The following is a 12,039-nucleotide window of genomic DNA, read 5'->3' as shown; positions in this document are numbered from 1 at the left end:
GACCATGAGCGAAGTGGCCGAGCGGGTCCTGAGCACCGTGTCGTCGATCCCCAGGGGGCAGGTGATGACCTATGGCGAGGTCGCGGAGGTGGCCGGCACGGGCGCGCGTGCCGTGGGCCGGATCCTGCGCAACGGCGGTCACGACGTGCCGTGGTGGCGGGTGGTCGATGCCAAGGGGCGGCCGGTCCAAGGCGCGGCCCACGAGGCGCTCGCTCAGTTCCTCGACGAATCCACCCCTTTGCTGCACCGTGGCCACGACGTGCGAGTGGATCTCGCGCAGGCATCGTGGAGCATCCACGATGCCGTGCGCGATACGTGACCCCGGGGCCTGCTGTGCTGGCGGTTGGCCACCACGATGCCGGGTGGATCGCCCGGGAGCATCCGGTCTTGGGCAGCCGCTGGCTCAGGGCCCGGCGAAGACGCCGTCGCCGAGGGCCTCGGTGCGACCGGGGGCCGGTTCGGTGTAGCGACCGGCCTCGTGGCGGGCGACGACGAAGTGGTGCACCTCGTCGGGCCCATCGGCCAGGCGGAGGGTGCGCTGGCTGGTGTACATGTCGGCCAGCGGCGTCCACTGCGACACCCCGGTGGCGCCGTGGATCTGGATGGCCTGGTCGATGATCTGGCACACCTTCTCCGGCACCATCGCCTTCACCGCCGAGACGTAGACGCGGGCCTGGGAGTTGCCGAGCACGTCCATCGCCTTGGCGGCCTTCAGCACCATGAGCCGGCAGGCATCGAGCTCGATGCGCGCCCGCGACACCGTCTCCATGTTCTTGCCGAGGTTCAGGATCGGCTTGCCGAACGCCTCCCGGAACTTGCCCCGGCGGATCATCAACTCCAGCGCCTTCTCGCCCTGGCCGATCGCACGCATGCAGTGGTGGATGCGCCCGGGCCCCAGGCGCACCTGGCTGATCTCGAAGCCACGGCCCTCGCCGAGCAGCATGTTGGAGGCGGGCACGCGCACGTCGGTGAACCGGATGTGCATGTGGCCGTGGGGGGCGTCGTCGCGGCCGAACACCTGCATCGGGCCGAGCACTTCGACGCCGGGGGTGTCCATCGGCACGAGGATCTGCGACTGCTGCGCGTGCGCCGGCGCGTCGGGGTTCGTCTGGCACATGACGATCATGATCTTGCAGCGGGGATCGCCGGCGCCGGAGATGTAGTACTTCTCGCCGTTGAGGACGTACTCGTCGCCGTCGCGCACCGCCCGGAGCCGGATGTTCTTGGCGTCGGAGCTGCCGACGTCGGGCTCGGTCATGGCGTAGGCGGAGCGGATCTCGCCGTTGAGGAGCGGCTCGAGCCACTGGGCCTTCTGCTCGGGCGTCCCGACGCGCTCGAGCACCTCCATGTTGCCGGTGTCGGGGGCCGAGCAGTTGAGCGACTCGGAGCCGAGCGGGTACTTGCCGAGCTCGACGGCGATGTAGGCGTAGTCGAGGTTGGTCAGGCCGCCGACCTCGGAGTCGGGGAGGAAGAAGTTCCACAGGCCGGCCTCCTTGGCCTTGGCCTTGGCCCCCTCGAGCGCCTCGAGCTGACCCGGCGCGTACGACCAACGGTCGGCGCGCCCTTCGCCGAGCCGGAAGTACTCCTCCTGCATCGGCGCGACCACGTCCTCGAGAAATCGGACGACTCGGTCGAAGAGCGGCCGGGCCTCCTCGCTCATGCGCAGGTCGAACAGCTCCGTTGGCTCAGCGGTCTGCATCAGGTGTCCCTCTCAGCTGGTCCGTGCGGCGGCGGGGGCCCACCGGGAGCGCAGCGAGAAGCGCAGCAACGACCTGGTCCCGGTAGGACGAAGCCTCGAGGGTGGCATAGCGGGGTAGTCGGCCGCTCGGACTCTTCCCGCGAAACAGGTTCTGATGCCCCGAGGACTGTGCGCCGCCGGATACGCCGCGGTTGCTGCTCCCTGGAACGACAAAGCCCCACGAGGTGAATCGTGGGGCCCCCGTTCGGTGACCGAGGGGCGACACGGTACATACGCACACGTCTGCGAGGCGCCCGCTGACGGATCCGCCGTGGTCGCCACGGACTGCCCCAGCACGTCGGTCAGCCCCCGACCCTGCGCCCCGGTCAGGCGCCCCCCCGGAGCGTGTCCATCCTCAGTCCGACCGGGGGCGCCGGGAGGACTGGGTGAGGCGCAGGAACGCATCGACTGCCAACTGGGCCCGCCGCTGTCGGTCCGGGCCGCTCGGCGGCGCCTCACCCAGCAGGGCGCGGATCTGCACGTCCTGGATGACCAGCCCGTAGAAGAGAGCGAAGGCGCTGCCTGGATCCTCGATCACGAGCACACCGTCGTCGGCGAGCCTGGACAGGTAACCCTCGACAAGCGGACCCGTGGTGTGCCGGCCGTGGCGCAGGAGCACGACAGCCAGCGGCGACGAGGTCATGGCCGCACGGTTCAGGGCCAGTGACGTCTCGCTGGTCAGCAGGTCCAGCAGCCCGCGGGCGATGCCGAGCAGGACGTCTGACGGGGCTCCACCGCGGTTGACCGCCTGCTCCACCAGTGCGTTCGTGGCAGCCGACTGGCGCCGGATGAGTGCGGTGATCATGCCCTCCTTGCTGGCGAACCACGAGTAGAGGCTCTCCTTCGACGAGCCCGCGCGGGCGGCTACGGCGCTCATGGTCATCCGCTCGTAGCCGGCCCGGAGGATCTCTTCGAGGGCAGCGTCGAGCGCCTGATCGCGTCGTTGCGCACGCTCCGCCTCGGGTGGTCGGCCGCGTCGTCGTCCGCCGGGAATGGGCACTTGACAACCGTACCGGACAGTTCGAATCTATCCGAACCGGCCGGTTCGATTCCGAGGAGCAGCTCATGCTCGGCACATCCACGTACCCCGCGACCGACGCCAGCAGCGGCGGCGCACGACGCTCCCGGATCGAGTCAGCACTGCTCGCTGCGTCGACGGTGGCCACCGGGCTGATGGCGGGCTTCTTCTTCGCCTACGCCTGCTCGGTCATGGTGGGCCTCGCCAGGACGGAGGACAGGACGTTCATCGAGGCGATGCAGTGGATCAACGCCACGGTGCGCAACGCGGCCTTCGGGCCGGTCTTCTTCGGCGCTCTCGTGCTCACCGTCGCGGCCGCGGCGCTCGTCCTGGCGCGTCGTCGCCCCGCTCGGTTGTGGGTGGTCGCGGCCGCCGTCCTCTACGCCGGCGCATTCCTCGTCACCATGGGCTTCTCGGTTCCGCTCAACGAGCAGCTGGCCTCGGCCGGTCCGGTCGGGGCGATCGCCGACCCGTCCGCGGTCCGGGCAGCCTACGAAGAACCGTGGGTCGCCTGGAACCTGGTGCGTACCGCGCTGAGCACTGCCGCCTTCGTCGCCCTCGTCGCAGCTCTGGTCCGGCGCCGGCGCTGACCTGGTGGCAGCTCGACGTCGGCGACGCGCGCTCTGCGCCGGGGCACTGCTCGCTCCGCCGATGATCGCCCGTGGGCGGCCCCGGGCCGCGATCCGGGCCGCCGGGGGAGCGCCGCAGTGGGATCGGTGGTCATCGCGGCCGCGCCCAGCACCCCCGGTGCTCGGCTCGGCGTGCGGTCGCCGGAAGCGGCGCCGGGGCAGCCACTTCGGCGCTCGTGGCCGCGGGAGCCGTCATCGTCCGCGCGGAGACCGAAGGCCGCACCCAGGCAAGCGGCCGGGTCGTACTGACGTCGGGCCGAGGACCACCACGGGGCTTCGTTGTTGCCTGCGCCCATGCCGACGGTCTGCCCCGGGCTCCACGTGACCGCCAGGAGCGCCCGAGTCGAACCGCTGTCCTCGGCCTGGAGTACTTGCCACGACGGATTCTCGTTGCGCAGCTGGCGCTGGGTCTGCTCGGCCGCTCGTGAGATGGCTCGTATCGACTTATATAAGTAGGGGCCGGTAGGATCTGGTTCGTGCACGCGTTCGACATCCTCGGCGACCCAGTGCGCCGACGAATACTGGAGTTGCTTGCCGACGGCGAGCAGACCTCGGGCCGAATCACGGACGTGATCCGGGCTGAGTTCGGACTCTCCCAGCCGGGTGTCTCACAGCATCTGCGCGTGCTGCGTGACAGCGGGTTCACGTCGGTGCGACCTGAGGGAGCTCGCCGGTTCTATGCCGTCGAGCCCCGGCCGCTGAGCGAGGTCGACGCATGGTTGGACCGGTTTCGCCGGTTGTGGCAACAGCGCCTCGACGCCCTGGAGACCGAACTGGCCCGGGGCAGGCGTGCAGCTCGGACTCCGGCTGGTGGGGAGTCCACTCGACCGGCCGAGCCTGGCATCGATGCGGACAAGACAGATCCAGCAGCGAGGGGCACATGACGTGAAAGACGTACTGGACGAACTGGCCGCCGCGCGCCGGGCGATGGGGAAGGGCAGCGTGCCCGCCGGCGAGGCGTACACCATCGAGTTGCGGCGGCGATACGAAGCGCAGATCGACGACGTCTGGGACGCCGTTACCAGCCCCGAGCGGCTGCATCGCTGGTTGAGCCCGGTCACCGGGGATCTGCGGCTCGGCGGGAAGTTCGAGTTGGACAGTGGCGAGCACGGCGAGATCCTCCGGTGCGAGCCGCCGCGGTTGCTGAAGGTGTCCTGGCTCTACGGGCCGGACGCCGACGCTTGGCCCGGCACGAGTGAGGTGGAAGTGCGTCTGGTCCCGGGGCCGACCGGCGACACCGAGTTCGAGCTGATCCACGCGGCGGTCGTCGAGGAGCCCCTCTTCCCGACCTACGGCCCCGGTGCCGGCGGCGTCGGCTGGGACCTGCATCTTCTCGCCCTGGCCCGGCTGTTGGCCGGTGGCGAGACCGCCGACCACGAGGTGGCCCAGAGATCGCCCGAAGGGCGCGAGCTCATCCGCCGCAGCGCAGCGGCCTGGGGCGATGCTCACCTGGCCGCCGGTGGCGAACCGGAGCACGTCGCGGCCGCGGTCGAGGCCACCATCACGTTCTACGCGCCCGACCCGACCTGAACTCCCCGCTGCGGTGAGCTGATCGGCGTTCATGGCGCTCGCAAGACGGATGTCAGGCATCCGCGTCGAAGAGCAGACGAGCAGTGCAACAGGCAGGTTGACCCACCGCCGGGAGGAAGGCGCGACATGAAGTACACCAACTCGATCGAGATCGCCCTGCCGCGAGAGAAAGTGGCCCAGCTGCTCGCCGACCCGGCGCACCTACCGAAGTGGCTGCGAGACCTGACGCTGCACGAGCCCGTGGAGGGGATGCACGGACAGCTCGGGACCACGTCCCGGGTCGTGATGCAGTCGGGGAAGCGGACGTTCGAGTGCACCGAGACGATCACACGCCGGGATCCGCCAGACCTGGAGGCGATCCCCACAGAGGCCGTCGTTCACTTCGAGCGAGAGATCGTCGGCGCGGGCATGTGGAGCGTCGTGCGCGATCGGCTGACCGAAGCCAGTCCGGGGTCGACGCTCTGGGAGAGCGAGAGCGAATACCGGTTCGCCGGTCCGCTCATGCGGCTGGTGGCGCGGCTCATGCCCAGCGCCTTCCACAAGCAGTCGCAACAGCACATGGAGGATTTCAAGGCGTTCGCCGAACAGGGGAAGGACGTCCGCGAACTGAGGGACTGATCTGCCGCGATCAGCAACGAGAAACTCCGGCGGCGATCGGCCGTCGCTCGGCGCGATCGCGAGCGGGCACAGCCGTCGAGGAGTCACGAAGCCGCCTGCCGTAGCGCTGGAGCGGCCAGCGGAGGGGCGGAGGGATGGCAGGACGACACGGGCCGCGGACGTAAGAAACGGCCAGGTGCCGGACATTGCAAGGTGTGACAGCGACGGGAAGCGGTTCAGCGGCGGAACCCGAGACCAGCCGGTTCACCGCACTCTGGAAGGAGCACGCCCCTCGGGTGCTCGCCTACGCGCAGCGGCACACCGACCAGGAGACCGCGCACGAGGTCGTGTCGGAGACGTTCCTCGTGGCCTGGCGGCGACTGGCCGATGTTCCGGGGGATCCATTGCCCTGGCTGCTCGTCGTCGCCCGCAACACGCTCACCAACCACCGTCGCTCGGGCTACCGACAAGCCCTGCTGCAGGGCGAGTTGCAGCGGCTGACCGAACTGACCGAGTACGGCCCGGCAGCCGAGATCTCCGCTGTCGAGCGCCAAGCGATGCTGGCAGCACTGGCCACGCTCACCTCGATCGAGCGGGAGGCGCTGCTGCTCGTCGCCTGGGACGGGTTGAGCGCCCCGCACGCCGCGCAGGTGGCCAGCTGCTCGGCTACCACCTTCGCCGTTCGGTTGCACCGTGCGCGCCGACGATTGCGGGAGGCGACCGCCGACCCCGAACCAGCCCCACTCCGCATCCGAGCGACACGTCCAAGGAGCGCCTCGTGAACGAGACGACCGATCCGCTCACCCGCCTCCAGGCGCTTCGCCCGGCTCCCGCGCTGGACGAGGACTGGTCGGCTGCTGAACTCGCCCGCATCACCGCCTTCACCACAGCGTCCCGGACGGAGCAGCGGCTCCCCAGGCGCCACCGCCGGAAGATCGTGTCCGTTGCCTTGTCCGGGGCGTTGCTCGCCGGCGGCATCGGGACAGCGGCCGCGACCGGCCTCCTGCCAGACCGACTCGTCGACCTGCTGGCCTCGAGGGCCACCGACCCGGATTCCGCTGCTGCGACCGTCCAGCGAGCTGGGACCGCTCCTGGACCCGACGGGCGGGTTTTCACGGTGGTGACATGGGAGGAAGACCCCGCAAACGGCTACACCTGGTGCACCGCGCCCGTGTTCGAGACGGCGGAAAGCGCCGCTGGACCAGCACCCGCCGACTTCTACGAGAACGGCGGGGCGTGCGGTCCCGGGAGCTTCCCGAACGACTTCGCGGCGGAGACGGGTATTTCCGGAGCCGACCCGTACGTCGTGTACGTGGTGCGCGCCGGGACCGCCGTGCGCGGCGAGATGCAACTGCCCGACGGATCGACCTACCCGACCGTGCTCGCACGTGGGTGGCTGCACGGGTGGTTCCCCCCTGGGGCCGACGGCGTGCTGACCGGCTATGAGGCCGACGGCTCTGTCGCAGGCACTCTGGAGTTCTCCGGAGGCCTCCCACGTTGAGCAACGCGACCACACGGACGTCGCCTCGAGCTTGATCGAGCGTGGCGCAAAGCGCTTCTTGCGGTCCTCATGCGTCCGGCCGATCCGCGGGTTGCACGCAAGACTGCCACGATCCGCGCGGTCCCCGACAACGCCAGGGATACCGGCCACCGGGTGTGGGGGGGGGTTCTCACGCGTTCCGCGACACCCCGTCAGGGGAGGTCGCGCGCTTCATCGACGGTTCGACGACAAGTGCGTTGGAGTCGTGCGGTCACGCGTACGCCCCGCCGCCGGGCCATCAGTGCCGCGTCCTCGCGAGGCGGGGCACCGCAAGAGGATCAGACGCGGCGTCCGCTCAAGGATGGGGCACAGCGCCGATGACCCCATCGACGAAGAACCCCCACGGCTGGACAGCTGTGGGGGTTCAACTCGGTGTCCGAGGGGCGACACGGTACATACGCACACGGCTGCACGCGTGATCCAGTCCGCGACCTCGCCGTACGGGATGTCGAGCGTTGGCTGTCGTGCATGCCGCATCGGATCGTCAGCATCAGGCGGACCGGAACCCGAGAAGTCGATCCTCGGATCCAACCGCACGGTGGTGCCACGTAGCGGTGGACCACCCCGAGGTGCGGCCTGGAGCAACGACGCCCAGGAGGCTCCGGTGGGTTGTCGCATCCGTGCCGGCTGTGCTGACGCCGGCCGCCGTGGTTACGTCCGCGCCCCGGTCTCGGTTCCAGTGCACGTGGTGGTCGGCGCAACGACGATGGGCTGAAGACGCGCGGCTGAACGGCCTCGACGACGCGCGCCACGAGGGAGCGGAGCCGCCAGGCGCTCACACCCCTCGCGCGGGAGCGACGGTGCTGACGCGGCGCATGGCGAGCGCGCCGAGCGTGGGGCCCGGGGCGAGGAGCAGGAACGCGTACTGCCAGCCGACGCCCTCGGCGATGAGAGGGACCAGTTGAATGCTGAGCACGGTGAGGGCGAACCCGATGGCGGTCTGGGCGCTGAGGGCGGTGCCGACGAAGCGGCGGTCGGCGACCTCGGACAGCGCGGTGGAGAAGACGCCCGAGTCGGCGATGACCGAGGCGCCCCAGATGGCGCAGAACAGGGCGAGCACGGGTGCCGGGGCGAGGAACGCCAGTGGCGACAGCAGGCAGCAGGCGCCGCTGACGGTCAAGGCGGTGACGGCCGCCGCGGAGCGCCCGAACCGGTCGGCCGCCCATCCTCCGAGCAGGCACCCGGCCAGGCCGAAGAGACCCATGGTGACGAAGACCAGGATGTGGGAATACGCGCCGAACGCGGCCGACGATGCGGCGTGGAGCACGAACGACGGAAGCCAGGTCCACAGCGCGTACAACTCCCACATGTGCCCGAAGTAGCCGAGATTGACCAGCCGCGGCCCGGGCTGGGCGAACATCTGCAGCGCGTACCGGGGGTGCAGCCTGATGGGGCCGCTCGACAAGTGCGGTCCCGGGCGGACCGCGGTGAGGGCCAGGACGGCACCGAGCAGACCGGTCCCGGCCGTCACCTGCAGCACTTCCCGCCAGGGAAGGTCCACCAGCCCGCCGATCAGGTGCGGAAGCATCGATCCGAGAGTCAGCGCGCCGATGAGCAGACCCATGGCCAGACCCCGCCTGCTGCTGATCGCCCAGGAGGCCATCAGCTTGATGCCGACCGGGTAGACGCCGGCGAGGAACCCCCCGGTCAGGAACCGCAGGCCCAACGCGACGGGAAGCCCGTCGGCGAGAACGGCCAGGCCGAGGGTGGCCAGGGCGGCGAGCGCGGCGCTGGCGGCCATGAGGACGTGCGGTGGGAACCGGTCGGCGAGGTTGAGCACGGTGGAGACAAGCGCTCCGGTGACGAAACCCAGCTGGACGGTTCCGGTGAGCCATACCGCCGAAGCGCTGGAGATGTCCCACTCGGTCTGCAGGCTGGGAACTACCGCGGAGACAGAGAACCACACGGCCAGTCCGAGGACCTGGACCGCTGCGATCGCCGCGCGCTGTGTCCCCGGTGTCATGGGCAGGGTGTTCGTCCCGTCGCGAGTCGGTCGTGCTGATGGTGGGAACGGTCCTTGCCGGGCCCACTGAAAGTCCGGTTCCGGTACGCCGTCCCCGTCGGACCGTATCCAGGGGGAACGTGGCCAGCAGCCCGGCCACGTGCAGCGCGAGGCAGAGCGGTGTTCGACGCCGCCTGCCGAGTTCGGCGACGCGGGTAACGAGCGCGAGCCGCGTCCGGACGTCGGGACAGGGCGCCTGAGACAGCGTCCACCTCGCCCGGTGCACGGCCTACGTGCCACCTAATGCGAACAACGTCGGGCCGGTCGGCTGGAGAGAGAGGCCGATGCGGGGCAGCTCTTCAGGCATCAGGCAGACGTACCGGTACGAGAAACGGAAGAACCCCCACCGGCCAGTGAGGCTGTGGGGGTTCAACTCGGTGTCCGAGGGGGGACTTGAACCCCCACGCCCGATAAAGGGCACTAGCACCTCAAGCTAGCGCGTCTGCCATTCCGCCACCCGGACGAGTGCGTGGAGAAGACTACCTGACCGCAGAGGCCGGATCACGCACCCCCCGGCGGCCCGGTCGCGGTTCAGACGGCGGCCAGCGCAACCCGCCCGCGCCCGGCCCGCTTCGCGTCGTAGAGGGCCGCGTCGGCCGCGGTGTAGAGCCCCCGTCGGTCACGGGAGTGCTGCGGCACGTGGGCCACGCCGAGGCTGATCGACAGCGGCAGCTGGGTGCCGTCGCTGAGCACCAGCGGCTCGGATCGGACTGCGTGCAGCAGCTCCTCGGCGCGCCGCACGGCGACGGCGCGGTCGCAGCCGGGGAGCAGGACGGCGAGCTCGTCCCCGCCCAGCCGGGACAGCACGGCGTCGTGGATGCGGATGTGACCGCGCAGCACAGCGGCGAGGTGCACCAGGACGTCGTCGCCGACCGGGTGGCCGTGGTTGTCGTTGATCGCCTTGAAGCAGTCGACGTCGATCAGCACCAGGGCCGTCCCCCGGGGCACCGACCGGCTGAGCGACCGCTCGAGCGCCTCGTCGAAGGCGCGCCGGGTCGCCAGCCCGGTCAGGGCGTCGACGGTGAGCTGGCGCTGCAGGGCGTCGACCAGCACTTCCTGGGTGCGGTTGGCCCGCACGAGGAGCGCGGCCATGGCGACCAGCAGGGCGCCGAAGAAGAAGAAGTCGGCCAGCGCGGCAGCGGGGGACAGCAGCACCAGCAGGGTGAGCAGCTCGGCGGCCAGCGCGCTCGCGGTCACCAGCACCACCGCCGGGGTCCGCAGGTGGACGGCCGTCCAGAGCACCGGGAACGCGTAGAACGCCTGGGCGCCGGCTGTCGTGTCCGACGTCAGCAGGTTCAGCGAGCCGGTGAGCGCCACGCCGGCCAGGGCCAGCGCGAGGAAGCCGTTCGCCCGGTCGATGCGCTCCGGCGGCAGCGCCCGGCACGCCGTCGCCGCGCCCAGCAATGCGGCCAGGCCCACCCAGTGCACGACCTGCGCCGCGGCGCCGCCGTCCGATTCGTACAACACCGGCAGGACGAACAGGACCGCCGCGCTGACCACCAGCAGGACCGAGCCGTTGGCGGCGGCGGCTCGGGGTTCACGGGCGCCGAAAGGGCGCATCGTCCTCACGGCCGATCCATCGACCCGGGGATTCGGACGGTGGAGTACCGCATCACTCGCTCGGGTGAGCACCGTCGAGGTGGCACGATCGCGACCATGGCCGACACCCCCGCCCCGCTGGCCGGCGCCCAGGCCGAGGTGGCCGAGCTGCTCAGCGACCTTATCCGGATCGACACCACCAACACCGGCAGCACGTCGACCAGCGCGGGGGAGCGGACCGCCGCCGAGTGGGTCGCCGGCAAGCTCGACGAGGTCGGGATCAGCAGCGTCATCCACGAGTCCGAGCGGGGCCGGGCCAGCCTGGTCGCCCGCATCCCGGGCGCCGACCGCAGCCGCCCGGCCCTGCTCGTGCACGGCCACCTCGACGTCGTGCCCGCCGACCCCGCCGAGTGGAGCGTGCACCCGTTCTCCGGCGAGGAGCGGGACGGCTACATCTGGGGCCGCGGCGCGGTCGACATGAAGGACATGGACGCCATGGTGCTGGCGCTGGTGCGTGACTGGGCGCGCACCGGCGTCCAGCCGTCGCGCGACATCGTGCTCGCCTTGGTCGCCGACGAGGAGGCCGGCGGGAAGCTCGGCGCGCACTTCCTGGTCGACGAGCACCCCGACCTGTTCGAGGGGTGCACCGAGGCGATCAGCGAGGTCGGCGGCTTCAGCATCACCGTCCACGACGACCTGCGCCTCTACCTGGTGCAGACCGCCGAGAAGGGCCTGGCGTGGATGCGGCTGACCGCCGCGGGGAAGCCAGGCCACGGCTCGATGCTGCACGAGGACAACGCCGTCACCCGGCTGTGCGAGGCGGTCGCCCGCGTCGGCGCCCACCGGTTCCCGATCACCCTCACCCCGCCGATGCGCCAGTTCATCGCCGCGGTCGAGGACGCCTACGGCATCGAGGTCGACCTCGCCGAGCCCGAGCTCGCGCTGGCCCGGCTCGGCAGCATCAGCCGGATGATCGGCGCCGCGCTGCGCAACACCGCCAACCCCACGATGCTCGACGCCGGCTACAAGGCCAACGTCATCCCCGGGACGGCGAGCGCCACCGTGGACGGCCGCTTCCTCTACGGGCAGGAGGAGGAGTTCGAGCGCCAGCTCGCCGCGCTGATCGGTGAAGGGGTGCAGCGCGAGTGGCTGGTGCACGACCAGGCGGTGGAGACGACGTTCGACGGCCCGCTGGTCGACCAGATGATCGCGGCGCTCAAGGCGGAGGACGACGGCGCCCGGCCGGTGCCGTTCACCATGAGCGGCGGCACCGACGCCAAGAGCTTCCAGCGCCTGGGCATGCGCTGCTTCGGGTTCTCCCCGCTGAGGCTGCCGGCCGACCTGGACTTCGCCTCGCTGTTCCACGGCATCGACGAGCGGGTGCCGGTCGAGTCCCTCCGGTTCGGCGTCCGGGCGCTCGACCGCTTCCTGCGCAACGCATGATGT

General features: G+C 70.6%; 12 protein-coding genes and 1 tRNA gene. 8 read left to right on the top strand and 5 right to left on the bottom strand.

What is annotated here, in order from left to right:
- Positions 1–4 precede the first annotated feature (4 nt).
- Entirely contained in the window at positions 5–319 is a 315-nt protein-coding gene (locus tag ACI79Q_RS00440; RefSeq protein ID WP_456587909.1) for an MGMT family protein, read from the top strand.
- Between the two features lie 84 nt (positions 320–403).
- On the opposite strand, the gene ACI79Q_RS00435 is transcribed toward ACI79Q_RS00440, so the two are convergent.
- The gene (locus tag ACI79Q_RS00435) at positions 404–1,699 is read right to left on the bottom strand and encodes an acyl-CoA dehydrogenase family protein (protein WP_456587908.1); all 1,296 of its coding nucleotides are present in this window, start codon (positions 1,697–1,699) and stop codon (positions 404–406) included.
- Positions 1,700–2,093: 394 nt separating this feature from the next.
- Positions 2,094–2,738 (bottom strand): TetR/AcrR family transcriptional regulator, encoded by a 645-nt coding sequence (locus ACI79Q_RS00430; RefSeq protein ID WP_456613907.1) that lies wholly within the window; start codon positions 2,736–2,738, stop codon positions 2,094–2,096.
- 65 nt (positions 2,739–2,803) lie between these two features.
- Here ACI79Q_RS00430 and ACI79Q_RS00425 point away from each other — a divergent pair, with 65 nt between their 5' ends.
- From ACI79Q_RS00425 to ACI79Q_RS00400, 6 genes are all read left to right on the top strand, one after another.
- On the top strand, positions 2,804–3,346 hold the full coding sequence (locus ACI79Q_RS00425; RefSeq protein ID WP_456613906.1) for an anthrone oxygenase family protein: 543 nt from the start codon (positions 2,804–2,806) through the stop codon (positions 3,344–3,346).
- 515 nt (positions 3,347–3,861) lie between these two features.
- Positions 3,862–4,269 (top strand): ArsR/SmtB family transcription factor, encoded by a 408-nt coding sequence (locus ACI79Q_RS00420; protein WP_456587905.1) that lies wholly within the window; start codon positions 3,862–3,864, stop codon positions 4,267–4,269.
- Position 4,270: 1 nt separating this feature from the next.
- On the top strand, positions 4,271–4,915 hold the full coding sequence (locus ACI79Q_RS00415) for an SRPBCC domain-containing protein (RefSeq protein ID WP_456613905.1): 645 nt from the start codon (positions 4,271–4,273) through the stop codon (positions 4,913–4,915).
- Between the two features lie 126 nt (positions 4,916–5,041).
- Positions 5,042–5,533, top strand: a complete 492-nt coding sequence (locus ACI79Q_RS00410) for an SRPBCC family protein (RefSeq protein ID WP_456599300.1) — start codon at positions 5,042–5,044, stop codon at positions 5,531–5,533.
- A 194-nt stretch (positions 5,534–5,727) separates the two neighbouring features.
- Positions 5,728–6,294 carry an RNA polymerase sigma factor gene (locus tag ACI79Q_RS00405; RefSeq protein ID WP_456613904.1) on the top strand — a complete coding sequence of 189 codons (567 nt, stop codon included), beginning with the start codon at positions 5,728–5,730 and terminating at the stop codon, positions 6,292–6,294.
- On the top strand, positions 6,291–7,013 hold the full coding sequence (locus tag ACI79Q_RS00400) for a hypothetical protein (protein WP_456587901.1): 723 nt from the start codon (positions 6,291–6,293) through the stop codon (positions 7,011–7,013). The genes ACI79Q_RS00405 and ACI79Q_RS00400 overlap by 4 nt, the downstream gene beginning before the upstream one ends.
- An 814-nt stretch (positions 7,014–7,827) precedes the next feature.
- Here ACI79Q_RS00400 and ACI79Q_RS00395 read toward each other — a convergent pair.
- The 3 genes from ACI79Q_RS00395 to ACI79Q_RS00385 form a co-directional block, all read right to left on the bottom strand.
- Positions 7,828–9,015: an MFS transporter gene (locus tag ACI79Q_RS00395; protein WP_456599302.1), complete on the bottom strand. Its 1,188-nt coding sequence runs from the start codon at positions 9,013–9,015 to the stop codon at positions 7,828–7,830.
- Between the two features lie 417 nt (positions 9,016–9,432).
- Positions 9,433–9,517: transfer RNA gene (locus ACI79Q_RS00390), tRNA-Leu, on the bottom strand.
- Between the two features lie 68 nt (positions 9,518–9,585).
- Positions 9,586–10,614 carry a GGDEF domain-containing protein gene (locus ACI79Q_RS00385; RefSeq protein WP_456614018.1) on the bottom strand — a complete coding sequence of 343 codons (1,029 nt, stop codon included), beginning with the start codon at positions 10,612–10,614 and terminating at the stop codon, positions 9,586–9,588.
- A 96-nt stretch (positions 10,615–10,710) separates the two neighbouring features.
- Here ACI79Q_RS00385 and ACI79Q_RS00380 point away from each other — a divergent pair, with 96 nt between their 5' ends.
- A complete protein-coding gene (locus ACI79Q_RS00380) occupies positions 10,711–12,036 on the top strand; it encodes a M20/M25/M40 family metallo-hydrolase (protein ID WP_456612255.1) in 1,326 nt (441 codons plus the stop codon).
- The last annotated feature ends 3 nt before the right edge of the window (positions 12,037–12,039 follow it).

It is taken from the genome of Blastococcus sp. SYSU DS0828, from assembly GCF_054050975.1.
This window is presented reverse-complemented; position numbering and strand designations above follow the sequence as displayed.